At 67.9% G+C, this 25,282-nt stretch carries 21 protein-coding genes; 12 read left to right on the plus strand and 9 right to left on the minus strand.

What is annotated here, in order from left to right:
* Positions 1 to 15 precede the first annotated feature (15 nt).
* Entirely contained in the window at positions 16 to 486 is a 471-nt protein-coding gene (locus tag GNX71_RS31765) for a hypothetical protein (protein WP_206176080.1), read from the minus strand.
* A complete protein-coding gene (locus GNX71_RS31770) occupies positions 483 to 1,271 on the minus strand; it encodes a Crp/Fnr family transcriptional regulator (protein ID WP_206176081.1) in 789 nt (262 codons plus the stop codon). Before GNX71_RS31770 ends, GNX71_RS31765 begins: the two co-directional genes overlap by 4 nt.
* A gap of 84 nt (positions 1,272 to 1,355) precedes the next feature.
* Between GNX71_RS31770 and GNX71_RS31775 the strand changes: the two genes are divergently transcribed.
* The 7 genes from GNX71_RS31775 (at position 1,356) to GNX71_RS31805 (ending at position 9,853) form a co-directional block, all read left to right on the plus strand.
* Positions 1,356 to 3,311 carry an AMP-binding protein gene (locus GNX71_RS31775; protein WP_206176082.1) on the plus strand — a complete coding sequence of 652 codons (1,956 nt, stop codon included), beginning with the start codon at positions 1,356 to 1,358 and terminating at the stop codon, positions 3,309 to 3,311.
* Complete coding sequence (locus GNX71_RS31780) at positions 3,308 to 4,093, plus strand: ABC transporter ATP-binding protein (RefSeq protein WP_206176083.1); 786 nt, start codon at positions 3,308 to 3,310, stop codon at positions 4,091 to 4,093. Before GNX71_RS31775 ends, GNX71_RS31780 begins: the two co-directional genes overlap by 4 nt.
* A 168-nt stretch (positions 4,094 to 4,261) precedes the next feature.
* Positions 4,262 to 5,191, plus strand: a complete 930-nt coding sequence (locus tag GNX71_RS31785) for a branched-chain amino acid ABC transporter permease (protein WP_206176084.1) — start codon at positions 4,262 to 4,264, stop codon at positions 5,189 to 5,191.
* A 3-nt stretch (positions 5,192 to 5,194) separates the two neighbouring features.
* Positions 5,195 to 6,259 (plus strand): branched-chain amino acid ABC transporter permease, encoded by a 1,065-nt coding sequence (locus GNX71_RS31790; RefSeq protein ID WP_206176085.1) that lies wholly within the window; start codon positions 5,195 to 5,197, stop codon positions 6,257 to 6,259.
* Between the two features lie 71 nt (positions 6,260 to 6,330).
* Positions 6,331 to 7,662: an ABC transporter substrate-binding protein gene (locus GNX71_RS31795; RefSeq protein ID WP_206176086.1), complete on the plus strand. Its 1,332-nt coding sequence runs from the start codon at positions 6,331 to 6,333 to the stop codon at positions 7,660 to 7,662.
* An 85-nt stretch (positions 7,663 to 7,747) separates the two neighbouring features.
* Positions 7,748 to 8,560: an ABC transporter ATP-binding protein gene (locus tag GNX71_RS31800; protein WP_206176087.1), complete on the plus strand. Its 813-nt coding sequence runs from the start codon at positions 7,748 to 7,750 to the stop codon at positions 8,558 to 8,560.
* A gap of 45 nt (positions 8,561 to 8,605) precedes the next feature.
* Positions 8,606 to 9,853, plus strand: coding sequence for an AMP-binding protein (locus tag GNX71_RS31805; RefSeq protein ID WP_206176088.1), 1,248 nt, complete (start codon positions 8,606 to 8,608; stop codon positions 9,851 to 9,853).
* Here GNX71_RS31805 and GNX71_RS31810 read toward each other — a convergent pair.
* The 3 genes from GNX71_RS31810 to GNX71_RS31820 form a co-directional block, all read right to left on the minus strand.
* Positions 9,844 to 10,872: a hypothetical protein gene (locus GNX71_RS31810; RefSeq protein ID WP_206176089.1), complete on the minus strand. Its 1,029-nt coding sequence runs from the start codon at positions 10,870 to 10,872 to the stop codon at positions 9,844 to 9,846. The genes GNX71_RS31805 and GNX71_RS31810 overlap by 10 nt on opposite strands.
* A 16-nt stretch (positions 10,873 to 10,888) precedes the next feature.
* Positions 10,889 to 11,872, minus strand: a complete 984-nt coding sequence (locus GNX71_RS31815; protein WP_206176090.1) for a hypothetical protein — start codon at positions 11,870 to 11,872, stop codon at positions 10,889 to 10,891.
* Between the two features lie 105 nt (positions 11,873 to 11,977).
* A complete protein-coding gene (locus GNX71_RS31820; RefSeq protein ID WP_206176091.1) occupies positions 11,978 to 13,093 on the minus strand; it encodes a citrate synthase/methylcitrate synthase in 1,116 nt (371 codons plus the stop codon).
* Between the two features lie 81 nt (positions 13,094 to 13,174).
* Here GNX71_RS31820 and GNX71_RS31825 point away from each other — a divergent pair, with 81 nt between their 5' ends.
* A complete protein-coding gene (locus GNX71_RS31825; protein WP_206176092.1) occupies positions 13,175 to 14,338 on the plus strand; it encodes a citrate synthase in 1,164 nt (387 codons plus the stop codon).
* Between the two features lie 9 nt (positions 14,339 to 14,347).
* Here GNX71_RS31825 and GNX71_RS31830 read toward each other — a convergent pair whose 3' ends face one another.
* Entirely contained in the window at positions 14,348 to 14,920 is a 573-nt protein-coding gene (locus GNX71_RS31830) for a type 1 glutamine amidotransferase domain-containing protein (RefSeq protein WP_206176093.1), read from the minus strand.
* 190 nt (positions 14,921 to 15,110) lie between these two features.
* Positions 15,111 to 16,295 carry a M48 family metalloprotease gene (locus GNX71_RS31835; protein ID WP_206176094.1) on the minus strand — a complete coding sequence of 395 codons (1,185 nt, stop codon included), beginning with the start codon at positions 16,293 to 16,295 and terminating at the stop codon, positions 15,111 to 15,113.
* A 206-nt stretch (positions 16,296 to 16,501) separates the two neighbouring features.
* Between GNX71_RS31835 and GNX71_RS31840 the strand changes: the two genes are divergently transcribed.
* The 3 genes from GNX71_RS31840 to GNX71_RS31850 all read left to right on the plus strand — a co-directional run bounded on the left by GNX71_RS31840 (position 16,502) and on the right by GNX71_RS31850 (position 20,788).
* On the plus strand, positions 16,502 to 17,476 hold the full coding sequence (locus GNX71_RS31840) for a tripartite tricarboxylate transporter substrate-binding protein (protein WP_206176095.1): 975 nt from the start codon (positions 16,502 to 16,504) through the stop codon (positions 17,474 to 17,476).
* Positions 17,477 to 17,615: 139 nt separating this feature from the next.
* Positions 17,616 to 18,362 carry a hypothetical protein gene (locus GNX71_RS31845; RefSeq protein ID WP_206176096.1) on the plus strand — a complete coding sequence of 249 codons (747 nt, stop codon included), beginning with the start codon at positions 17,616 to 17,618 and terminating at the stop codon, positions 18,360 to 18,362.
* Between the two features lie 8 nt (positions 18,363 to 18,370).
* Positions 18,371 to 20,788 (plus strand): hypothetical protein, encoded by a 2,418-nt coding sequence (locus GNX71_RS31850; RefSeq protein WP_206176097.1) that lies wholly within the window; start codon positions 18,371 to 18,373, stop codon positions 20,786 to 20,788.
* Between the two features lie 12 nt (positions 20,789 to 20,800).
* Here the strand turns inward: GNX71_RS31850 and GNX71_RS31855 are convergent, their stop codons facing one another.
* Positions 20,801 to 22,909, minus strand: coding sequence for a PQQ-dependent dehydrogenase, methanol/ethanol family (locus GNX71_RS31855; RefSeq protein WP_206176098.1), 2,109 nt, complete (start codon positions 22,907 to 22,909; stop codon positions 20,801 to 20,803).
* A gap of 134 nt (positions 22,910 to 23,043) precedes the next feature.
* Here GNX71_RS31855 and GNX71_RS31860 point away from each other — a divergent pair, with 134 nt between their 5' ends.
* Entirely contained in the window at positions 23,044 to 24,273 is a 1,230-nt protein-coding gene (locus GNX71_RS31860; RefSeq protein ID WP_206176099.1) for a helix-turn-helix domain-containing protein, read from the plus strand.
* A gap of 21 nt (positions 24,274 to 24,294) precedes the next feature.
* On the opposite strand, the gene GNX71_RS31865 is transcribed toward GNX71_RS31860, so the two are convergent.
* Positions 24,295 to 25,128: an IclR family transcriptional regulator gene (locus GNX71_RS31865; RefSeq protein ID WP_241027103.1), complete on the minus strand. Its 834-nt coding sequence runs from the start codon at positions 25,126 to 25,128 to the stop codon at positions 24,295 to 24,297.
* Positions 25,129 to 25,282 lie beyond the last annotated feature (154 nt).

Genomic DNA, 25,282 nt, shown 5'->3' on the forward strand with positions numbered 1-25,282 from the left:
GAGAGGCCCTGTGGCTCAACCGGTACGGAATTGCTTGCGCAGGAACGCGCGGTGCCGCGCGATGTGCTGCAGTTGCGCGGGGGCGATGGTGCCGCCGAGGTCGACTTCGTCCGCCCCGTTGAGCACCGCATTGGCATGCGTCATCGCACGCGCGACGACTTCTTCTTCGCTCACGCCCTGCTGCGCGGCGAGGTCGAGGGCCACGCGCCGCATCGCACGTTGCGAAAGCATCCACATCGCACCGAAGCGGTCCCAGGCGAGCGCGGCCTCTTCGGCCTTCTCGCGGTCCGCAAGAATTTCGCTGAGGGGCTTGGCGAGGATGGCATCGAGCGCATCGATCTTCTCGGTGAGCGCTTCGTTGCGTTCGATGGCTTGCTCGAGCGTCGGGCCGGTGTCTTCGGCTTTCGCCTTCGGTACATCTGCCGGTGGAATGAAAGCCGCTTCCGCGTTCGCGGGCACGACCTGGAGCTGGTCTTTGAGGGTCATGAGGTTTCCGTTTCCGCCGAGGCGTTCTTCTTGTTCGACATCGCGCTCACGCGCAGGCCCGGCAGGTCGAGCACGCGGAGGCCCCCGTACTCCACGCGGATCAGCCCCTGCGCCGAGAGTCCGTTGAGTGCCTCGTTCACGCGCTGGCGCGAGAGGCCCACGAGGTACGCCAGTTCCTGCTGCGTGATGCGCAGCACCTCGCCCACGCCCGGGTACAGCACCGGGTTGAACAGCGACACCAGGTTGCGCGCCACGCGCGCGTCGGGGTTGTTGAGCCGGTCGATCTCCAGCGCCGCGATGAACTGGCCGAGCCGTTCGTTGAGCTGGTTCATCACGAAGCGGTTGAAGCCGATCGAGTGATCGAGCAGCCAATGAAAGCTCTCGATCGGCAGCCCCGCCACCACGCTGCGGCGCAGCGCCTGGATGTTGTAGCGGTAGGGCTCGCGCTTCATCACCGTGCCTTCGCCGAACCAGCCGCCGGGCGGCACGCCGGTGTAGGTGACCGAGCCGCCATCGGCGTTGTCGTTGCTCATCTTGAGCAACCCCTCGACCACGCCGAACCAGTAGGTGGGCGAGCGGCCGACGCGGCAGACCAGGTCGCCGGGCTCGGCTTCGCCCACCACCAGCGCGGCCTCGGCGCGGCGGCGCTCGGCGGGCGTGAGCGTAGGCAACCAGGGAATGCCGCCGAGTTCCGCGGCATTGGCGGGACGCACGCGGTCCTTGATCGAATTGCCAGGCGTGCCAAGCGTGCCGAGAGGACTCTGGTTGAGATTGCCGTGAGGCATCGGGAAACTCCGGGGAGTAGTGTCCCTAGGATTGTCGTCGGAACGACAAGCGGGCGTCAAAGTGAGGCCTACGATCCGCCCACTGTGCAAACAAACGACCCCACCTTCCCCCGGCTGCTGCTCGCGCACGCCCAGGCCCAACCCGAGTCGCCCGCCGTGCGCGAGAAAGACCTCGGCATCTGGCAGACCTGGACCTGGAACGCTGTGGCAGAGGAGGTGCGCGAGATGGCCTGCGGCCTCGCGAGCCTCGGCTTCAAGGCCTTCGACAACCTCGCCATCGTGGGTGCCAACCGGCCGCACCTGTACATGGCGGTGGTCGCGGCGCAGAGCCTGCGCGGCGTGCCGGTGCCTCTGTACCAGGACGCGGTGGCCAGCGAGATGGTCTTCATGCTGCAGGACGCGGCCATCGAATTCGTGATCGTCGAAGACCAGGAGCAGGTCGACAAGCTGCTCGAGTGCCGCGAGCTGCAGAAGGACCAGCAGCACGGCATCCGCCACATCATCTACGACGACCCCAAGGGCCTGCGCCACTACGACCAGCCCGGGCTCATGAGCTACGAGCAACTGCGCGCGCTGGGCCGCGAGTTCGACAAGGCCAACGTCGGCTATTACGACCGCGCCGTGGCGAGCGGCGAGGCCACCGATGTCGGCGTGATCCTCTACACCTCGGGCACCACCGGCCGTCCCAAGGGCGTGTGCCAGACGCATGCGAGCTTCATCGCGGCGGGCCGCGGCGGCGTGGAGACCGACAGGCTCGGCCCCGGCGACAACATCATGAGCTACCTGCCGATGGCGTGGGTGGGCGACCACCTGTTCTCGGTGGCGCAGTGGCTGGTGGGCGGCTTCACGCTCAACTGCCCCGAGTCGGCCGAGACGGTGATGAACGACATGCGCGAGATCGGCCCGAGCTACTACTTCGGCCCGCCGCGCACCTTCGAAGGCTTGCTCACTGCGGTGTCGATCCGCATGGAAGACGCGGCGGCTCCGAAGCGCTGGCTCTATGCGAAGTTCATGGCGCTCGCGCAGCGCGTGGGCGCGGACATCCTCAACGGCGCGCCGGTGAGCACGGGCGACCGGCTGATGTATGGCCTCGGCAACCTCTTGATCTACGGGCCGCTGCGCAACGTGCTGGGCATGAGCCGCATCCGCGTGGCCTACACGGCCGGCGCGGCCATCGGGCCCGACCTGTTCCGCTTCTATCGCTCCATCGGCGTGAACCTGAAGCAGTTCTACGGCCAGACCGAGACCTGCGCCTACGTGTGCCTGCAGCAGGACGGCAAGGTCAAGCTGCAGACCGTGGGCACCGCCGCGCCGGGCATCGAACTGAAGATCGCCGAAGACGGCGAGGTGCTGGTGCGCGGCGTCTCGGTGCTCAAGGAGTACTACAAGCGCCCCGACGCCACCGCCGAAGTGCTCGATGCCAACGGCTATTTCCACACCGGCGACGCGGGCGTGCTCGACAGCGAAGGGCACCTGCGCATCATCGACCGCGCGAAGGACGTGGGCCGGCTCGTGAGCGGCGCGATCTTTGCGCCCAACTACATCGAGAACAAGCTCAAGTTCTTTCCGCAGATCAAGGAAGCGGTGTGCTTCGGCAACGCGCGCGACGAGGTTTGCGCGGCCATCAACATCGACTTCGAAGCGGTGGGCAACTGGGCCGAGCGCCGGGGCCTGGCCTATGGCGGCTACGTCGACCTGGCCGGCAAGCCCGAGGTGCTGGCGCTGATTGCCGAATGCATCGGCAAGGTCAACGCCGACCTCGCGAGCGAAGACGGCATGGGCGAGACCCAGATCGCGCGCTTCCTCGTGCTGCACAAGGAGCTCGACCCCGACGACGACGAGCTGACCCGCACGCGCAAGGTGCGCCGTGGCTTCATCGCCGAGAAATACGCGGTGCTGCTCGATGCGCTCTATGGCGGCAAGACCGAGCAATACATCGAGACCCAGGTCAAGTTCGAGGACGGACGCACGGGCGTGGTGAGCGCCACGCTGAAGATCGTCGAGGCGAAGACTTTCCCCATCGTGAAGGCGGCCGCATGAGCGCTCGAAAGATCGGCGAGGTCATCCTCGACGTGCAGAACATCTCGCTGAGCTTCGGCGGCGTGAAGGCGCTGACGGACATCAGCTTCAACGTGCGCGAGCACGAAGTGCGCGCCATCATCGGCCCGAACGGCGCGGGCAAGAGCTCGATGCTGAACTGCATCAACGGCGTGTACTGGCCGCAGCAGGGCTCCATCACCTTCCGCGGCCAGACCTTCAAGCACATGAACTCGCGCCAGGTGGCCGAGATGGGCGTGGCGCGCACCTTCCAGAACCTGGCGCTCTTCAAGGGCATGAGCGTGCTCGACAACATCATGACGGGGCGCAACCTCAAGATGAAGAGCGGCCTGCTCGCGCAGGCCTTCCGCTGGGGCCCGGCCGAGCGCGAGGAACTGCGGCACCGCGAATTCGTCGAGCACATCATCGATTTCCTCGAAATCCAGGCGCACCGCAAGACGCCGGTGGGCCGCCTGCCCTACGGCCTGCAAAAGCGCGTGGACCTCGGCCGCGCGCTCGCGATGGAGCCGCAGGTGCTGCTGCTCGACGAGCCGATGGCCGGCATGAACGTCGAGGAAAAGCAGGACATGAGCCGCTTCATCCTCGACGTGAACGACGAGTTCGGCGCGACCATCGTGCTCATCGAGCACGACATGGGCGTGGTGATGGACATCTCCGACCGCGTGGTGGTGCTCGACTACGGCAAGAAGATCGGCGACGGCACGCCGGACGAAGTGCGCAACAACGAAGACGTGATCCGGGCTTATCTGGGTGTGGAGCACTGACGCCATGCCACACCCGACCCCGATGCATTGCTCCTTCCCCCTCTGGGGGAAGGCTGGGATGGGGGCACGACGGCCCTCGCAACACAACCGCGCTCCATCAAGCGCCGCGTGCCCCCACCCCAACCCTCCCCCGGAAGGGGAGGGAGAAAAACAAGAAAGACATTGACCATGGGATTTTTCCTCGAAACCCTGTTCGGCGGCCTCATGGTCGGCATGCTCTATTCGCTGATCGCCATCGGCTTCGTGCTGATCTACAAGGCCTCGGGCGTCTTCAACTTCGCGCAGGGCGCGATGGTGCTGTTCGCGGCGCTCGCCATGGCGCGGTTCTCCGAATGGTTCCCGCTGTGGTTCGGCTTCCAGAACCAGATCCTCGCGAACATCCTGGCCTTCATCGCCGCGATGGCGGTGATGGTGGTGGTGGCCTGGCTCATCGAACGACTCGCATTGAGCAAGCTGGTGAACCAGGAAGGCATCACGCTCCTGATGGCCACGCTGGGCATCGCCTACTTCCTGGACGGCCTGGGCCAGACCATCTTCGGCAACGACATCTACAAGATCGACGTCGGCATGCCCAAGGAACCGCTGATGGTGCTGCAAGGCACCTTCGAAGGCGGTCTGCTGCTGAGCCAGGAGGACCTGATCGCCGCGCTGGTGGCCGCAGCCCTCGTGGTGGTGCTGGCCATCTTCTTCCAGAAGACCGCGACCGGCCGAGCGCTGCGCGCGGTGGCCGATGACCACCAGGCGGCGCAGTCCATCGGCATTCCGCTCAAGCGCATCTGGGTGATCGTGTGGTCGGTGGCCGGCTTCTCGGCGCTGGTGGCCGGGATCATCTGGGGTTCCAAGCTCGGTGTGCAGTTCTCGCTGTCGCTGGTGGCACTGAAGGCGCTGCCGGTGGTGATCCTCGGCGGGCTCACCTCGATTCCGGGCGCGATCATCGGCGGCCTCTTGATCGGTGTGGGCGAGAAGCTGTCTGAAATCTATCTCGGCCCCATGCTCGGTGGCGGCATCGAGATCTGGTTCGCCTATGTGTTGGCGTTGGTCTTCCTGCTGGTTCGGCCCCAAGGCCTGTTCGGCGAAAAAATCATCGATCGGGTCTGAGTCATGTTCTACAGAGAGAACGGTCAATTCAAGTCGAGCTATCGCGCGGATCAACAGATCCTCCCGATCGCGCAGGACCGCATCGCGATGCTGGTACTGCTGCTCGTCGCGTTCATCGTCGTGCCGCTGGGCGTGTCCGACTACTGGATGCGCGCCATCCTCACGCCCTTCCTGATCCTGTCGCTCGCGGCCTTGGGCCTCAACATCCTGGTCGGCTACTGCGGCCAGATTTCGCTGGGCACCGGCGCCTTCATGGCAGTGGGCGCGTACGCGGCCTACAACTTCCAGGTGCGAATCGACGGCATGCCGCTCATCGCCTCGCTGCTGCTGGGCGGCCTGTGCGCGACGGTGATCGGCGTGCTCTTCGGCATTCCGAGCCTGCGCATCAAGGGTCTGTACCTCGCAGTGGCCACGCTGGCCGCACAGTTCTTCACCGACTGGGCGTTCCTGCGCATCCAGTGGTTCACCAACAACTCGTCCTCGGGTTCGGTGAGCGTGGCGGGGCTCAACGTGTTCGGCGTGCCGATCGAGTCGCCGGTGCAGAAGTACCTGTTCTGCCTCCTCTTCGTGGTGGTGTTCGCGCTGCTTGCCAAGAACCTGGTGCGCAGCGCCATCGGCCGCGAGTGGATGGCGATGCGCGACATGGACGTGGCCGCCGCGGTGATCGGCATCCGCCCGGTGTACGCCAAGCTCACGGCCTTTGCAGTGAGCAGCTTCATCGTCGGCGTGGCCGGCGCGCTGTGGGGCTTCATCCACCTGGGTGCGTGGGAGCCGGCGGCGTTCAGCATCGACCGCTCGTTCCAGCTGCTGTTCATGGTGATCATCGGCGGGCTCGGATCGATCATGGGCAGCTTCTTCGGCGCCGCCTTCATCGTGCTGCTGCCGCTCTTTCTGAACCAGCTGCCCGCGTGGCTGGGCTTCTCGATTTCCACCGCGCTCGCCTCGCACCTGGAGACCATGATCTTCGGCGCGCTGATCGTGTTCTTCCTGATCGTCGAGCCGCATGGCCTCGCGCGGCTGTGGTCCACGGCCAAGGAGAAGTTGCGGCTCTGGCCCTTCCCGCACTGACAACGCATTTCGAGAGTTCCCGTTCGTTCGCAAAAACCCCGGCACCGAGGTGCCCACAAAAGGAGACAGGCATGAAACTGAAATCGCTCGCTCTGACCGCCGCCCTGGTGGCCAGCACCCTCGGCGCCCTGCTCGCGCCATCGATCGCCACCGCGCAGGCCAAGGAGCAGTTCTTCCCGCTGCTGGTCTATCGCACCGGCCCCTACGCACCCAACGGCACGCCGTGGGCCAACGGCAAGCAGGACTACCTGAAGCTGGTCAACGCGCAAGGCGGCATCAACGGCGTGAAGATCACTTTCGAAGAATGCGAAACCGGCTACGCGACCGACAAGGGCGTGGAATGCTATGAGCGCCTGAAGGGCCGCCCGGGCGTCGCACTGTTCGACCCGCAGGCCACCGGCATCACCTTCGCGCTCACCGACAAGGTGCCGACCGACAAGATCCCGCTCGTCACGCTTGGCTACGGTCTCGCGGCCTCGCAGGACGGCGGCGTGTTCAAGTGGAACTTCCCGCTCATGGGCAGCTACTGGACTGCGGCCGACATCCTGATCCAGCACCTGGGCAAGAAAGAAGGCGGCCTCGACAAGCTCAAGGGCAAGAAGATCGCGCTCGTGTATCACGACTCGCCGTTCGGCAAGGAGCCGATCCCGCTGCTGCAGGAACGCGCCAAGATGCACGGCTTCGACCTGTCGCTGATTCCGGTGACCGCGCCCGGCGTGGAACAGAAATCGGCCTGGCTGCAGGTGCGCCAGCAGCGGCCCGACTTCGTGCTGCTGTGGGGCTGGGGCGTGATGAACTCCACCGCGCTGAAAGAGGCGGTGGCCACCGGCTTCCCGCGCGAGAAGATGTACGGCGTGTGGTGGGCCGGCGCCGAGCCGGACGTGAAGGACGTAGGCGCCAACGCCAAGGGCTACAACGCGCTCGCGCTGAACGGCTCGGGTCCCGACAACAAGGTGATCCAGGACATCCTGAAGCAGGTGCACGACAAGGGTCAGGGCACCGGTCCGAAGGATGAAGTGGGCTCGGTGCTCTACACGCGCGGCGCCATCATCTCGATGCTCGGCGTCGAGGCCGTGCGGCGCGCACAGGAGCGCTTCGGCAAGGGCAAGGTCATGACCGGCGAGCAGGTGCGCTGGGGCCTCGAGAACCTCGCACTCGACCAGAAGAAGCTCGACGCGCTCGGCTTCGCCGGCGTGATGCGCCCGGTGAGCACCTCGTGCCAGGACCACATCGGCTCGACCTGGGCCCGCATGGAAACCTGGGACGGCGCCAAGTGGAACATCGCACCCGAGTGGTACCAGGCCGATGAACAGATCATCAAGCCGATGGTGAAGGGCGCCGCCGACAAGTACGCCGGCGAGAAGAAGCTGACGCGCCGCGAAGCAGCCGACTGCCAGTCTTGATGCACTGAGTGCCGTGGCGGCTCGCAAGAGCCGCCATTCGCAAGGGCAGCCGCGCGCTGTTCTTGCGAATGCTTCGGACCACACCATGAGCGAACCCAACATCCTTCTCAACGTCAACGGCATCGAGGTCATCTACAACCACGTGATCCTCGTGCTCAAGGGCGTGTCGCTCACCGTGCCCGAAGGCGGCATCGTGGCGCTGCTCGGCGGCAATGGCGCGGGCAAGACGACCACGCTGCGCGCAGTGAGCAACCTGCTCGCGGGCGAGCGCGGCGCGGTGACCAAGGGCACCATCGAGCTGCGCGGCGACCGCATCGAGGCGCTGTCGCCGGCCGAGCTGGTCAAGCGCGGCCTCATCCAGGTGATGGAAGGCCGCCACTGCTTCGCCCACCTCACGATCGAGGAGAACCTGATGACCGGCGCCTACACGCGCACCGACGGCAAGGCCGCGGTGCAGCAGACGCTGGACAAGGTGTATGCGTATTTCCCGCGCCTGAAGACACGGCGCACCTCGCAGGCGGCCTACACATCCGGCGGTGAGCAACAGATGTGCGCCATCGGCCGCGCGCTGATGGCCAACCCGACGATGGTGCTGCTGGATGAACCGTCGATGGGCCTTGCGCCGCAGATCGTCGAGGAGGTGTTCGAGATCGTGAAAGACCTCAACACCAAGGAACACGTGACCTTCCTCCTGGCCGAGCAGAACACCAACATGGCGCTGCGCTACGCCGACTACGGCTACATCCTGGAGAACGGCCGCATCGTGATGGACGGCGAAGCGAAGGGCTTGCGCGAGAACGAGGACGTGAAGGAGTTCTACCTCGGCGTCGGCGGCGCGGACCGAAAAAGCTTTCGCGATGTAAAGAGCTACAAGCGGCGCAAACGCTGGTTGGCCTGACGTACCCATCCCCACAGACCGAATCGATTGATGAAGGGTACGGACATGACCGACCACTACGACAAGCTCGAAATCCGCGACCCCGTCGAACGCGAGCGCGACCTCCTGGCCGCACTGCCGAAACAGATCGCGCAGGCGCAGACGGCGACCTCTGCGTTCAAGAAGATCCTCGACGGCGTGAAGCCCGCGGACGTGACGACGCGCGAAGCGCTCGCCAAACTACCGGTCACGCGCAAATCGGAATTGCTCGAGCTGCAGAAGGCGCGCCGTGCCGACGACCCGTTCGGCGGCTTCGCATCGATCGTTCGTGGCCCGCGCATGCCGCGCGTGTTCGCGAGCCCCGGCACCATCTACGAACCCGAAGGCGAGGCGCGCGACTACTGGCGCACCGCACGGGCGTTGCATGCGGCGGGTTTTCGCAGCGGCGAGCTGATCCACAACAGCTTCAGCTACCACATGACCCCGGCCGGCTCGATCATGGAAAGCGGCGCGCGCGCCATGGGGTGCACAGTGTTCGCGGGCGGTACGGGGCAGACCGAGCAACAGCTCGAAGCCATCGTGGACCTCAAGCCCGAGGGCTACGCGGGCACGCCGAGCTTCCTGAAGATCCTGCTGGAGAAGGCCGAGGAAAAGGGGCAGAAGCTGCCTTCGCTCACCAAGGCCCTGGTGTCCGGCGAAGCCTTTCCGCCGAGCCTGCACGACTGGATCGCCGCGCATGGCGTCAAGGGCACGCAGTGCTATGCCACCGCCGACCTCGGCCTCATCGCCTACGAGACCAGCGCGCGCGAAGGCCTGGTGATCGACGAGGGCGTGCTGGTCGAGATCGTGCGCCCCGGCACCGGCGACCCCGTGCCCGATGGCGAGGTGGGCGAGATCGTCGTCACCAGCTTCAACCCCGACTACCCGCTGGTGCGCTTCGGCACCGGCGACCTCTCGGCCGTGCTCGCGGGCACCTGCCCCACGGGCCGCACCAACAAGCGCATCAAGGGCTGGCTCGGCCGGGCCGACCAGACCACCAAGGTGCGCGGCATGTTCGTGCACCCGTCGCAGGTGGCGGAGATCGCGCGGCGCTTCCCGGAGATCGTGCGCGCGCGGCTTGTGGTGTCGGGCGAGATGGGCGACGACCAGATGACCTTCAGGCTCGAATGCGCGGGCGCGCCGGCCGGGCTCGATGCACGCATTGCCGATGCGGTGCGCGAGGTGACCAAGCTGCGCGGCACCATCGAGCTGGTGGCGCCGGGCACGCTGCCCAACGACGGCAAGGTGATCGAGGACGCGCGCAGCTACAAGTAGCGGCGGTAGAACCACCGCGTGACGCCGCGCATGAGCATCACCAGCAGCACCAGATAGATCGCCGCCAGCGCCACGATGTAGTCGAGCATCTTGCTGCCGCCAGGCAGGCCAACGTCGCGCGTGATCCACAGCATCCAGCCAACGGCGATGCCGATACAGGTGAGCTGCAACAGCACGAATGCCAGCACCGCGGCAGCCACCGCACGGAACGGATGCGCCGCTGCCCGCGCGGCCTGCGACGCAGCGCCGAGCCAGCCGCCCCAGAACGCCAGCGCGCCGATCAGCAACGAGATCACCAGCCAGCCGAGCACGATCGGTGCCGCTTTCAGCCCGACCTGCGCATCGCCCCAACCGAGCGCGATGCTGCCGATCCACATCTGCAGCCACACGAACACGGCCGCGCCGACGAGGGCAATCGCGCGCCGTGGCGAGGCGATCTCGTCGCTGTCTCCAGGAGCGTCGACCGGCTCGCTCGCCTGCACGGTGCGGCCGCCCTTGCGCAATGCGAACCACGCGGCGAACCAGATGCCCCCCACCAGCATGACCGCATGGACGATCGACTGGCCCAGCTGGACAACCAACATCCGGGAACGCACGCCGGACGTGCCCAGGAGCGCCTCCAGCGATCCGTCCGGCATGAAGAGCATCTGCAATCGATAGAGCAAGGGGCTCAGCGCGAAAACCTGCAGAACAAGCACCCCCAGGTACGCCAGCGCGAAGCGGCTTCCCGGATTGAGGATGCGAGCCAGGCTGGCGGCGCCCCGTTCGTCGAGCGCATTGCGCGCATGGCTCCAGGCCAAGGCGGCAGCCAGCAGCCCGGTTGCCACGGCGTGGAAAAGCAATGGAACCCAGACGCTCGGCATCGCGTAGTGGTTGCGCAGCAACCCGCTGCCGATCAGAAGCGGCAGGAGTTGCAGGAACGTGGTCGCGACGAAGAGCGCCGCATGAAGGCCTGCCGCAAGCCATGCGAAGTTGCGGGGCAAGCGCCGGGCGCGCTCGCCGGAAGGGTTTGTCGCCATGGAAATACCTACCCGATCACTGCGCGGGCGCAGCCTGGAAGCGTCGATAGAGCCAGTCCACGGTCGAACGCGTCAGCATCACCATCAGGACCACATAGATGACCGCCAGCCCTACCGCCGGGCCGACGACGTCGTCCACGTAGCCGGGCCGCATGACCCACAGCGCCCACGCGATCGCAATGGCGATGCAGACCAGCTGCAGCAGCACGAAAGCCAGCGCCGACGCGGCGATGGCGCGCAGCGGCCGCGGCTGCGCGGCCCCATGCGCGCCCATCCAGGCGCCCCAGAACGTCAGTGCGAGGACCACCAGCGGCGCGACGATCCAACCCAGCACGAGCGGGCCGACGCCCGCGTCCTGCTGCGCGCCGATCCAGCCTTGGAACAGGCTGCTCATCACCATCTGCAGGCACACGAAGAACACGCCGACGACCCAGGCGATCGCGACGCGCGGAGACGACGGGAAAGAAGCCACGGGCGCCGAGGCGGCCACATCGCCGCCGGATTGGCGCCGCAGCGCCAGCCAGCAGGCGAACCACGCGATCAGGCCCACCAGCACCAACTGCAACACCGAACTCAGGGCGAAGACAAAGCCCGCCGCGGCCATCGAACTCGCGGTGTTCCGGATATAGGACAGCGCCACCTGGTGGATCAGTGGTGCCAGGACATAGCCCTGCACAAGCACCAGCAGCAAGAAGACGACCCCGAAGATGCCGCGGGCGCCGGCGGGACGCGCCAGCCTGGCGGGGCCATGGCGATCGAGTGCATGGCGTGCGAAGCACCAGGCCAGCAGGGCAGCGAGCGCCCAGTTCACCACGGCCGAGGACAGCATCGGCACCAGGGCTTGCGCCGTGGTGTAGAGCCGGCGCATGTCTTCGGCATAAGGCGACCAGATCAGCTGCGCGCCGATGCCGGCCACGGCGACACCGGCCTGGATGGCCAGCGCGATCAGCGCGAGGTCTCTGGGCAGGCGCTGCACGCGCTCGAGGGAGGATGTCGTCATTCGGGATACCTTCGCCTTACATGGCACGCGATGCGACCGGCGAGGGCCGCGGTGCGCGAGAAAAGGCGAGGGTATCGGATTGCGACGGGCGCGCGAAAAGCCGTCTCAGTGCGCGAGCGCAGCCTCGGCCTCTTCGGGCGCGGGCCCGACGTACACGGACTGCGGACGAATGAGCCGCCCCTTCTTCACCTGCTCGCGCGCATGCGCCACCCATCCGCTCACGCGGCCGGCCGCGAACACGCAGGTGAAGCTCTCGCGGCCGAAGCCCAGCGCTTCGAGCAGCAGCGCGGTGTAGAACTCGACGTTGGTTTCCAGCGCGCGGTCGGGCTTCTTCTCGCGCAGGATCGCGAGCGCGGCCTGCTCCGCCGCTTCGGCCAGTTCGAAGCGCGCGGCGTTGACGCTGCCCTCGCCGCTCAACCGGCGCAGCGCGCCCTTGAGCGCATCGGCGCGCGGATCGCGCACGCGGTAGATGCGATGGCCGAAGCCCATCAGGCGCTGTCCGCTGGCCACCGCGCCTTCGAGCCACCGGCGCGCGTTGGCGGCCGTGCCGATGGCATCGAGCGCATCGAGCACCGGGCCGGGCGCGCCGCCGTGCAGCGGGCCCTTGAGCGCGCTGATGCCGGCGAGCACGGCCGATGCCAGGCCCGCGCCCGTCGATGCCACCACGCGCGCCGCGAAGGTCGAGGCGTTGAGGCCGTGGTCGCACACGGTGACGAGGTAGGTGTCGAGCGCCGCGGCCTGCGCTGCCGTGGGCGTGCGGCCGTGGAGCATGCGCAGCATGTCGACGGCGTACGGCAGCGATTCGTCGGGCGCGAGGGCCTGCACGCCCAGCCGCCAGCGCATCACGGCCGCCGTGTAGACCGCGGGCGCCGCGACCAGTCGTAGCGCCGTGGCGAGGCCGTCGCCGTCGGGCAGCCGCGCGAGCAGCGCGCGCACCGCTTCGATGGGCGGCATCTTGCGCAGCACCGCATCGTCGTTGGGCTGCAGGCGCTCGAAAGCTTCGCGGCGCGCGCGGCCGAGCGCACTGCGCAAAGCCTCTGCATGAGGCACGGTGTCGAAGAAGCCCTGGAACAGCAGTGCCACCACATCCTCATAGCGCCAGCGCTGCGCGATCTCATCAAGCTGGTGGCCGCGGATCACCAGCCGGCCGGCGCCGCCGTCCACCTCGGACAGCACCGTGTGCGCGGCCACCACACCTTCGAGCCCATCGTCGTTGTTCATCGTTTCGTACTCCTGGTTGTCACGATGACATTGATTCTGTCGGCGCTAATATTGACGTCAATCTTGATCCATTCCATCAACATGACCAAGGCCCCCCTCTGGCTCCCCGCCACCGAAGCGCTAGAACTGATGCAGGTGCGCCCGCAAACGCTCTACGCGAGCGTGAGCCGCGGTCGCATCCGCGCCAAGCCCGACTCGGCGGACCCGCGCCGCAGCCTCTATCACCGCGACGACGTGCAGCGCATCGCGGCGCGCACGCGCGGTCGGCGCAGCAGCGAGACGGTGGCGAGCGAGGCCATCCAGTGGGGCGAGCCGGTGCTTCCCTCCGCGGTGTCGACAGTGGCCGAGGGGCGGCTCTGGTATCGCGGGCAAGACGCTTGCGAGCTCGCCGAACACGCAACGCTCGAAGATGTCGCGGGGCTGTTGTGGGAGAGCGCGCCACCGCGCTTCGTGGCCGCGGGTTCCGGGCCTGTGCATGCCAAGGCCGCAACGCCATTGCAGGCAGGCTTGCTCGCACTCGCTGCACGCGCCGCCACCGATCCGCCTTCGCGCGGCCGCTCGCGCAGCGTGCTGCAAGCCGAAGCAGCCGACGTGATCGGCACGCTCGCCGATGCGCTGCTCGGCCCATCGACCGCGCAAGCGACGCACCTGCACACACGGCTTGCCGCCGCATGGCGCCGTCCGCGCGCGGCCGACGTGCTGCGCCGCGCGCTCGTGCTGATGGCCGACCACGAACTCAACGCATCGACCTTCGCGGCGCGCGTGACCGCCTCCACGGGCGCATCGCTTGCGGCCTGCCTGCTCACCGGCCTCTCCACGCTGACCGGGCCTTTGCACGGCGGTGCGGCGGCGGCCGTGCAGGCCTTGATGCGCAGCGTCACCGCGCTCGGCAGCGAAGCCGCGGTGCGCGAATGGCTGGCGCACGACCGGCCGCTCGCGGCCTTCGGGCATCCGCTCTATCCGGCGGGCGATGCGCGCTGCACCGCGTTGCTCCAGGTCATCGAACTGCCGGCGGCCTTCGCCTCGCTGCGCGCCACCGGCGAGAAGCTGTTGGGCGAGGCGGCGAACATCGACTTCGCACTGGCGGCCATGGCGACAGTGCACAAGCTGCCGGCAGATGCGCCGCTGATGCTGTTCGCGCTGGCACGCACCGTCGGCTGGACTGCGCATGTGCTCGAGCAGCAGGCGAAGGGGCAGTTGATCAGGCCGCGCGCCCGCTACACGGGGCCCGACATCGCGCGCTGAGCGCGGCGCTCAGTGCAGGGCGGCCTCGTACGCCAACTCGAACATCTTCGTCATCTCCCGATTGAAGGCCGGCAGGTCGTCGGGCCTGCGGCTCGTGACGAGCTCGCGGTCGACCACCACTTCGGCATCGCTCCACTTCGCACCCGCATTGCGCAGGTCCGCGCGCAGCGACGGCCACGAGGTCATCTTCCTGCCCTTGACGCCACCGGCATCGATCAGCGTCCACGGGCCGTGGCAGATCGCGGCGATGGGCTTGCCCGCCTCCACGAAGGCGCGCACGAAGGCCACGGCCTTTGCGTCGATGCGCAAGGTGTCGGGGTTGACGACGCCGCCCGGCAGCAGCAGCGCGTCGAAATCTTCGGCCTTCGCTCCCTTGAGCGGCACGTCGACCTCGAAGGCATCGGCCGGGTCGTGGTGACGCCAGCCGCGCACGCTGCCGTCCATGGGAGAGACGATCTGCGTGTGCGCCCCGGCATGGTCGAGCGCCTGGCGCGGCTCGGTCATCTCGACCTGCTCGAAGCCGTCCGCAACGAGGATGGCGACCTTCATTCCGTCGAGGGACGAGGTGGTGATGGTGGGCATGGGGATGTGCTCCTTGTGAGTGGGGTGAGTGGGTTTCGGGGTCAATGAAACTTCACCCTAGGGCGCTCGCATGTCCCACGCATCGGCGTGCGTCGGGTCCGCCTGTCGGACAGTTCAACGGGCGGCAACCTTCTCTTACGACGCTTTACCGCGCACCTGTACTTGCGTACCTAGCGCGCGGGTCGGTCAATTACTTCCGGCAGGCAACCGGCAGCGCCTTGGCAGGCAGGCCATCGCCGGCCGTGCAGTGCCATTCGACGCCGTCGTCGACGGCCGAGGGCTCCATCTGCAGCGTGCCCTTGGAGGTCTTCACCTCGAGCACCATCGTGTCGGGGTCGAGCTTCAGGGCCGAACCGTCGGGCAGGGTTTCCGGCGCACCGGCCGCCTCGAGGGAGTCGGGAATCTCCTGCTTTTCCTTGTAGTAGGTGCCGAGGGTCTCGCGCACCGGCGCAGCCTGGAACCATGCCTGCGAGACGACGGCGCGCGTTTGATAGTCCTGGTAGGCCGGAAGGGCCACCGCCGCCAGGATGCCGATGATCGCGACCACGACCATCAACGCCAGGACGCCGCCACCCGCGCGACCGGTGTTGGGCACGAAGATCGCAAGCACGTAGGCCAGCGGATTGCGGCCCGGCAGCTTCGCCTGCGGATCGATGGTGCGCGCCACGCGCTTGGTGAGCCAGGGGTAGCCACCGATCAGCTCGTGGAATGAAGCCCAGAAGCCGCTGTTGCCCGCCGACTGGTCGGCGTAGCGCTGCAGGTCGACGTTGCGCCACTGCTGCGCACCGGCGGCCAGCGCCACGAGCGCACGGGGTGCCGAGTCGGGCTCCTCGCAGCAGGCGGCGCCGTGCAGGTCGCAGGTGTATTCCTGCGCACGCGAATAGGCCGCGCCCAGGAGCGGCAGCCAGAGCACCGGCATGCGCCAGATGTGGCCCGTAAGGTGGCGCTGCTTGATGTGGCCGAGCTCGTGGCCGATGTAGAAGTTGATGCCGTCGGGCTGGGTTTCCATCGCATCGACCACGTCGGACAGCAGCACGACGAAGTCGCGCCCGAAGAAGCGGGTGGCAAAGGCGTTGAAGATGCCGTCGCCGTGCAGCAGGTAGGCCTCGGGCGGGTTCTCGATACCGAGGTACCCGCAGCAGGCCTTGAAGCGCGCGTGCAGTTCGGGCAACTGCGTGGGCGAGAGCTTCACGGCCGTGCCCTTGATCCAGGCGATGACGGCCGACTGTGCGAACACATAGGCAATGAAGCCCAGCAGCACGTAGACGAGCGCGAGGCCCAGGGTGCCGAGCACCAGCAGCCCCCAGACGAGCACGCCCAGGCCGAGCGTGATGTTGCCGAGCCAGCGCTCGCGCGGGTAGACCAGTGGATCCATATTGGAATTTCCTCCTCGATGCGGCCCCTTCGGACCTCGCGTTGTTGTGGTTGTTTCTCGCGCCCCCCGGCGCGGTTTTCGAGGGCCGATCATGCCCCAGAAGGATCGGATTCAGATACGAACCTAAGGGCTATTCGGGATAGGTCAGGCGGTGGTCAGCCTATAAGATCGCGGCCGATTTCAAACTCAACCGTCCCGGAGACTTCATGAAGAAATTGCTTGCCCTTGCGGCGATCGCCGCTGCCGCCGTCGGCGCCCACGCCCAGGATTTCCCCGCGGGCAAGACCGTCACGCTGGTGGTGCCTTTCGCGGCCGGCGGCCCGACCGACCGCGTCGCGCGCGACCTGGCCGAAGCCATGCAGAAGACGCTGGGCACCACCATCGTGGTGGACAACACCGCCGGCGCCGGCAGCTCCATCGGCACCGCCAAGGTGGCGCGCGCCAACCCCGACGGCTACACGCTGCTCCTGAACCACATCGGCATGTCCACGATGCCGGCGCTCTATCGCAAGCTGCCGTTCAACGTCGAGACCGACTTCGAATACCTGGGCATGGTCAACGAAGTGCCGATGACGCTGATCGGCAAGCCCTCGCTGCCGGCCAACAACTACAAGGAACTGACCACCTGGATCGCAGCCAACAAGGGCAAGATCAACCTGGGCAACGCTGGCCTGGGCGCCGCCTCGCACCTGTGCGGCCTGCTCTTCCAGAGCGCGATCAAGGTCGAGATGACGCCGGTTCCCTACAAGGGCACCGCACCGGCCATCGCCGACCTGCTGGGCGGCCAGATCGACCTCCTGTGCGACCAGACCACCAACACCACCTCGCAGATCGAGGCCAAGAAAGTCAAGGCTTATGCCGTGACCACCGCCAAGCGCCTGACCACGCCGGCACTGAAGGACCTGCCCACGCTGGCCGAATCGGGCCTGAAGGACTTCGAAGTGTCGATCTGGCACGGCATGTACGCCCCCAAGGGCACGCCGGCACCGGTGCTCAAGAAGCTCAACGAAGCCATCAAGGCCGCCATGAAGGACCCGGGCTTCATCAAGCGTGAAGAAGCGCTGGGCGCGGTGATCACCACCGACAAGCGCACCGAGCCGGCCGAGCACAAGAAGTTCGTCTCGGCGGAAATCGCCAAGTGGGGTCCGATCATCAAGGCCGCCGGCGTCTACGCCGACTGATCTTCTCGATCTCCCAAACAAGAAGCCGCCGGCCCTCGGGACCGGCGGCTTTTTTCATGGCGACAGCGGCAAGGCACTGCGCGGCCGGCCTGCATTCTTTCGCTATGCTCGCCGGAGTTTCCCCCACCCCCTCTTCCCCATGCGTCTTCGCGGCACTTCGCTCGTGCTGGCCCTGCTGGCCTTGTTCGCGCACGAAGCCATCGCCAGCCCGCAGGCCGACCCGCCGCGCACGCTGCTCTGGGTGTGGGACCGCCCCCAGCTTTTCTCCGCGCCGCCCGAAGGCATGGGCATTGCCTACCTGCACGCGACGGTGCGCCTGAGCGGCACGCAGAGCCGCACGACCTGGCGCCAGTGGCCGCTGCGCATCGCGCCGGGCATCACGGTGATTCCGGTGGTGCACGTCACGCTCGACAACCTCGCACCATCGCCGGTCGACGACACGCAGCAGCAAGCCATTGCCCGCGCGCTGGAACATGCCGCCGCGCACAGCCGCTCGGGCTGGGTGCAGCTGGACTTCGAGGCGCGCCGCAGCCAGCGCGAGGCCTATGTCGCGCTGCTGCAGCGCCTGCAGCCGCTGCGTGCGAACGTGAGGCTCTCGGCCACGGCACTCGCCTCCTGGTGCATGAGCGACCCGTGGCTGCCGGCCGGCCTCGTCGACGAGGTGGTGCCGATGTACTTCCGCATGGATGCGGAATCCGCGCGCATCCGCCAACGGCTGCAGGCCACGGGCGCGGCCACCGTGCCGGCCTGCCGCGATGCGGCCGGGCTGCTGCTGGGCGAGCCGTGGCCCGCACTGGGCGGCGTGAAGCGGCGCTACGTGTTCCACACGGGCGCATGGAAGACCGAAGACTTCGAAAAGATCGACAACAGGGACGCACATCCATGAATTCTCCAATGCGCACTCTGCGCACCGGCCTTCGCCTGCTCGCGATCGCCGCATCGTTCGGCGCCGTGGCGGCGCATGCGAGCGGCGGCGGCGACCCCGTGGATCTGTTCTTCGACAGCACGCGGCCCGACCAGCCGGTGCGCGAATTCGTCGAGCGGCCCGCGGGCTACTACACCGACTACCTCGTGCCCTACCAGGTGCTCTGGTACTGGCGCCTTCGCGGGCAGGCGTTCTCGCCCGATGCGGTGCGGGCCTTCTCCGACCTGCTGGAGAAGCTGCCGCGCGAGGACAGCGGCATGGAAGACACCGACGCGGCCTGGACCGGATGGCAGCAGGCCCGCGCCGACGCCTACGCGAAGCTGGGCCAACCGCTGCCCGAGGGATCGAAGGCCACCACGCCGCCTTCCGGGCGCACACCGCAGTGGAACGCCAACACCCTGCAGGCGAGCCCCACCTGCCTCTACGGCGACGCCTTCCGCAATGCCACGAAGACGCTGGCCGAACGCCTCGCACGCACGAACGGCGACAAGACGGCCGGCCCGCTCGTGCTGCACTGGTTGCAGGCGCAGGAAGTGGTGTTCTACGCCTGCGACAAGGAGCCCGCTTCGCTTCCCGCACTGCCGCCCCGCGCGCCTGTTTGGCTCCAGGCTGACCATGCCTACCAGCAGGCCGCGTGGCGCTTCTACACCGGCGACCTGGACGGCGCCGACACCGCGTTCGCCGAGATCGCGACCGACAAGGCCAGCCCCTGGCGCGACCTCGCGGCCTACATGCGGCTGCGCGTGCTGGCGCGCCAGAACCCGGGCAGCGACCCATCGCCCTCGGGCGGCGAGAGCGACGGCGCGGGCAAGGAAAGCCCCGAGGCCCTGAAGCAACAGGCGGAGCTCACGAAGGCGGTCGACGCCATCGCGCTGCCGCTGCTGAAGAACCCGCGCCTGAAGGCGCTGCATCCCTCGGTGCATCGGCTGGCCGAGGCGCTGCGCATCCGCTACCTCACACCCGCCACGCGGGTGCAACGCCTGGCCGACGGCCTGAAAACCATGGGCACGCCCGACGCGGCCGCCGCGAAGCTCCTGCTGCTGAACCACGAGTTCCGCGCTTGCGGGTTCTTCTCCGACTGCGCGCACATCGGCCCGACACGGCCTTCCGACCTTGTTCAGTGGCTCAGCACGGTGCGCGGTTTCAACGGCCGCGACAGCGACCGCGACCCGAGCGACAAGTGGCGCGAGAACCGGAGCTGGAGCCGCTACCAGCGCACCCACGAGCTCACGTGGCTCATGGCCGCCGCGAGCCTGGTGTCGGTCGCCGGCACGGCCGACGACAAGCGCGAGGCCGAGCTGCAGGCCGCGCTGGCCGCCGTGCCCGAAGACCACCCCGCGCGCTTCGCCGCCACCCAGTTGCGCGCGCAGCGCCTGTTCGCGCAAGGCCGCTTCAAGGAAGCGCGCGAGCTCGTCGCGGGCGCGGCCGATTCGCCGCTGATCGCTCGCAGCCCCTCGGGCCAGAACTTCGTGAAGGCGCTGCTGCTGCCCACGGCCGCGTCGGAAGAGGAATGGCGCCGCCTGGCGATCCGCCCCGTGGTGGCGCGCCGCGACCCCGAGGCGCAAGAGGCCAGGTCCAGTGCAGTACCGCTGGCCAGCGCCTTCGACGACGACGTGGTGCGCTTCCTGAACACGCGCGCACCGCTCGCGATGTGGTTGCGGCTCGCGATCGACCCGGCCCTCTCGCCCGCGCTGCGCGACACGCTGCTGGAGACCGCATGGACCCGCGCCGTGCTGGTGGAGGACTACGCCACGGCGCAGCGCGCGGCCGAGTTGCGCATCGCCTCGACGCAGAAGGCACCGGCCAAGGGCGCCGACGCCATCGCCGGCATCCGCCGTTCGCTCACGCTGGCCACGACCGACACCGCCGCCTGGCATCGCCTGCTGCTCGAGCGCATGGCCAGCGCCACCGAGACGCTGCAGCCGCCGCACTGGCCCGACAGCAGCTGGTACGTCCGACCCACGCCGCTCATGCCCTGGGTCCCGTCGAACTACGACCCCAACGCGGCCGTCGGCAGCTACGGCAAGTGGTGCACCTCGCTCGGGGTGCCGACTTCAGGGCTCAAGGCCCCGAGCCCGGCCGATTTCGAGATGCCCGCATTCGTGCCGCAGGAGGAGCGCACCCAGCAGGCCGCGCTGGTCGCGAAGCTGCGCGCGATCCCGCAGGACTCGATCTACTTCACGCAGGAAAGCCTGGCGCTGATGCAGCGCGACCGCGCCGACCCGCTGGTGCCGCAGGCGCTCTCGGTGGCCGTGAAGATGGCGCGCTACACCTGCCAGGACAAGGCGGTGGGCGACTGGTCGCGCAAGGGCCTCCAGGCCCTGCATGCGAACTACCCGAACTCGACCTGGGCCGCCAGCACCCCGTACTGGTACGGCGGCCGCTAGCTCAGGCGCGGTCTACTTCGGCCGGATCGCGTCCGCCGTTCCCTGGATGAAGGCCTTGATGCTCTCGATGTCCTCGCCCGAGAGCTTGCCGGTGAAGTCGGGCATGCCGCGTGCCATGGCCGGGCCCTTGAGGATGAACTTGTCCAGGTTCTCGATGTAGGCCGAGTCCAGGTAGCCGAGGTTGGGGATGTTGCCGCCGCGGTCCACGCCCGGCACGCCGTGGCAGAACACGCAGTTGCTCACGTAGAGCATCGTGCCGGCCTGCACCTTGGCGGGGTCGTACTTCACGCCCTGCACCAGCTTGCTCATGCGGTACTGCACGAAGTCCGGCATCTTGGCGGTGCCGCCGACCGCGAAGGTGTAGACCGTGCCCGGCCCCTGCTTCTCGGTGGCGCGCTGCGCGAGGCCGTACACGCCGCCCCAGCCCACCGCGACCGACACGTACTGCTTGCCATCGACCATGTAGGTCGATGGCGCCGCGACCACGCCGGTGCCGGTGGGCGTTTCCCACAGCTTCTCGCCGGTCTTCGCGTTGTAGGCCAGCAGGCGCCCGTCGGCCGTGCCCTGGAACACGAGGTTGCCCGCGGTGGTGAGCGTGCCGCCGTTCCATGGCGAGGCGTAGTCGACGCCCCAGGCTTCCTTCTGCGCCACCGGGTCCCACGCGACGAGGCGGCCGAACGGCTTGCTGGTGGGCGGCTCCACGTTGGCGAACTTGCCCGTGTTCCAGCCCAACGCCGCATGCGGGCGACCCGGTGCGTTCTGGTCGAACTTCCAGTCCTTGTCGTCCATCAGGTTGATCGGCACGTGCTGCGCCGGCAGGTACGCATAGCCCGTCTGCGGGTTGAACGACATCGGGTGCCAGTTGTGCGCGCCGAAGGGGCCGGGGATGCTGTCGCCAGGCTTCTCGTTCTGCCGCGCGGCGGCGATCTCGATCGGACGGCCGTTCTTGTCGTAGCCCGTGGCCCAGTTCACCTCGACGAAATTCTTCGCCGAGATGAACTTGCCGTTGGTGCGGTCGATGACGAAGAAGAAGCCGTTCTTGGGCGCATGCAGCAGCACCTTGCGCGCCTTGCCGCCGAGCGTGACGTTGGCCAGGATCATCGACTGCGTGGAGGTGTAGTCCCAGTTGTCGCCGGGCGTTTCCTGATAGTGCCACACGTACTTGCCGGTGTCGGGGTTGAGCGCTACCACCGAGCCGAGGTAGAGGTTGTCGCCGCCCTTGGGGCTGCGCGCCTTGTGCGCCCAGGGCGAGCCGTTGCCGGTGCCCACGTACATCAGGTTGAGCTCGGGGTCGAAGGCGAAGCTGTCCCACGCGGTGCCGCCGCCGCCGGCTTCCCAGTACTTGCCGCTCGGGTCCCAGGTCTTGGCGGCGCGCGCCATCGACTCGTCCTCGAAGGGCTTGGACGGATCGCCCGGCACCACGAACCAGCGCCACTTCTGGTCGCCGGTCTTCGCGTCGTAGGCGGTGACGTAGCCGCGCACGCCGTACTCGGCGCCGCCATTGCCGATGATGACCTTGCCCTTGAAGACGCGCGGCGCGCCGGTGATGGTGTAGCTGCCCTTCTGGCCGTCGATGGTGTTCTTCTCCCACACCTTCTGGCCTGTGGCCGCATCGAGCGCGATGAGCCGGCCGTCGTAGGCGGCGACGTAGACGCGGCCTTCGTACAGCGCCACGCCGCGGTTCACCACGTCGCAGCAGCCCCTGAAGCCTTTGGACTTATCGACCTGCGGATCAAAGGTCCAGAGCTTCTGCCCGGTGCGCGTGTCGATCGCATGCACCACGCTCCACGACGCGGTGACGTACATGATGCCGTCCACCACCAGCGGCGTGGATTCCACCCCGCGCGTCGACTCGAGGTTGTACGACCAGACCAGCCCGAGCTCTTTCACGTTGCCCGCGTTCACCTGGTCGAGCTTGCTGAAGCGCGACTCGGCGTAGTCGAGGCCCACGCTGGGCCAGTCGGGTGTCTTCTGCGCCGCGTTGGCGCGCACGAAGTTGCCGTCGACCTTCTTGACTGCGGCGGCGGCACGGTCCTGCGAACTCTGGGCCGCAGCCATCGATGCGCCCAGGCACAGCAATGCGCCGGCCAGCAGGCGCAGCCCGGTGGTGGTTTTCTTCATCGTGGGTCTCCTTGTGGGCCAAGGATCGTTCGCGCGGCGCTCGCCTTCACCTTCGGGATTTCCCCAATCGAGCCTTGTTCCATTGCGGAACACATTCGACGGGGTTCCCCGATTCCTGGGAGGCATCGAACGACATGGCCCTCGAAAAGCTCGACCGGCTCGGCACTGCGGATGCACCGCGCCAGCTCTTCGCCAACACGCCCGCGCAGCGCGTGGCGCTCGCGCGGCGGCAGTTCTTCGAGGAAGGCGTGCGGCCCTCGGGCCTCATCGGCGAGGCGGTGCTGCAGTCGTGGATGCGCTGCACACGCACGCATGCCGACCGGCAGCGCATCGTGCCCTTCGATGCCGTCACGCCCAGCCGCCTGCACGCCACGCTCGCGCGCAACCGCGAGCTGCTGGATGTGGCGCGGCAGGAGCTCGGACAGATGGAGCACGCGCTCGCCGGCACCGACTGCCGCGTGATCCTCACCGACCGCGAAGGCGTGGTGGTGCATGTCACCCAGCAGCCGTGCGCCGCGCACCAGCCGGTGCTGCGCAAGACCGCGCGCGTGGGCGTGAACATCTCCGAGCGCATCGTGGGCACCACCGCGCCCGGCATCGTCGCCACCACGGGACAAGCCTGCACCGTCGATGGCGCCGAGCACTACTTCGACGTGCTGCGCGAAATGCAGTGCGCAGCCGCGCCGATCCGCGATGTGACGGGACGCCTGGCCGGCGTGCTGGACCTCACGGTGGAGGCGCGGCGCTTCGGTTTCGATGCGGCATCGATGGTGTCGCTGTATGCGACGACGATCGAGAACCGCTTGCTGCAGGCGCAGTCGCGCGACCACCTCATCCTGCGTTTCCAGGCGAGCCCCACGCTGCTGGGCACGCCGCTCGAGGCGCTCGCCGGCATCGCACCGGACGGCACGATCGCGTGGCTCAACAACGCCGGCGCGCGGTTGCTCGGGCGCTTGCCCGAAGCGGCCGGCGAGCGCGATGTCGAATGCCTGCTGGGCCACGACCTTGCGAGCCTGCTGCGGCTGGGGCGCCGTGAATCCGCGCAGCCGCTGCGGCTCGCGAGCGGCCTGGGCGTGTGGGTGCAGGCGCACCTCAAGCGCGCGGACGGGGTGGACTTCCAGCACGCAGTGGCGATGCCGAGCGTGCATGCGCCAGCGCCCGTCGCGCATTCGGTGGATGCAGCGACCACGCCGGCGCTCGCGGCGGCCACCGATGCGCCACACGCCGAGACGCTGCAGGAACACAGCCGCAAGCTGATCGAGGAAACGCTGGCCGCGCACGGCGGCAACGTGTCGCAGGCCGCGCGCCAGCTCCACGTGTCGCGCGGCACGCTGTACCGCCGCATGCGCGGCTGGGGGCTCTAGCGTCCTGCGCGGGCCGGCGGCTCAATCGCCATCGCGGCCCGATGAGGGGGCCGTCGACTTGGCTTCGAGCAGCACGCAGATCGCACGCACCTGCTGGTGGATGATCTTGGCCACCTCCGCGCGCCGCGCCGGCCCCATGCGGCTGGAGATGGCCGCCACGCTCACTGCCGCGATCGGGTTGTCGGGCGGAAAGGCCACGCCGATGGCGGCCGCGCCGGGCGTGGCCGCGCTGTCCAGAAACGAATAGCCCTGCGCACGCGTCTGCGCGATGGCCTCGCGCAGGAAGCCCGGCTCGAAGGCGCCGAACTTGGCATAGCGCGCCTCGTTGGCCGCGACGATCAGCTCGGCTTCGGCCTCCGGCAGCGCGCTCAGGATCGCGAGGCCGCCGGCGCCCACGCCCATGGGCCGTCGAATGCCCACGTCCAGCGTCAGCGCCTTGATCGGGTAGGCGCCCAGCGCCCGGCTGGTGCAGATGGATTCGGGCCCTCGCCGCTCGCTCAGATAGACCGTGTCGTGCGTCAGCTCGGCGATGGCGCGCAGCGCCTCGTCGCACAGCTCGCTCAGCTGGTAGTGCGGCTGGGCCAGCATGCCCAGCTCGTACAAGAGCGGCCCCAGGTGGTACTTGCGGGTGAGCAGGTCGCGCACCAGCAGCCCTTCCACCTCCAGCCGCTGCAGCATGCGAAAGCACGTGGACATGGGCAGGCCGCTCAGGCTCACGACATCGGCGATGCGCATGCCGCGCCTGCCGCGCGAAGCCACCACGCGCAGCATGCCCACCACGCGCTCGATGCTCTGCGTGCCCGAGCGTGCGCCGCTGGTGGGCGGCAGTGCGGGTGAAGGCGCGGCGTTCTTCACGGGGGCGAGAGGGGCGACAGGCGCGGCTCGGCGTTTAGTTTCCACAATGCGGCAGTAATTGGGGTTGTTCCCCAAGGGCGGGGAAATTCGCTCGAATGTAATAGGTATCTCGAACCCACTGAATTGCCATATCGTGGAAATAAAAAAGATGCCC

Source organism: Variovorax sp. RKNM96 (assembly GCF_017161115.1).
Classification (GTDB): domain Bacteria; phylum Pseudomonadota; class Gammaproteobacteria; order Burkholderiales; family Burkholderiaceae_C; genus Variovorax.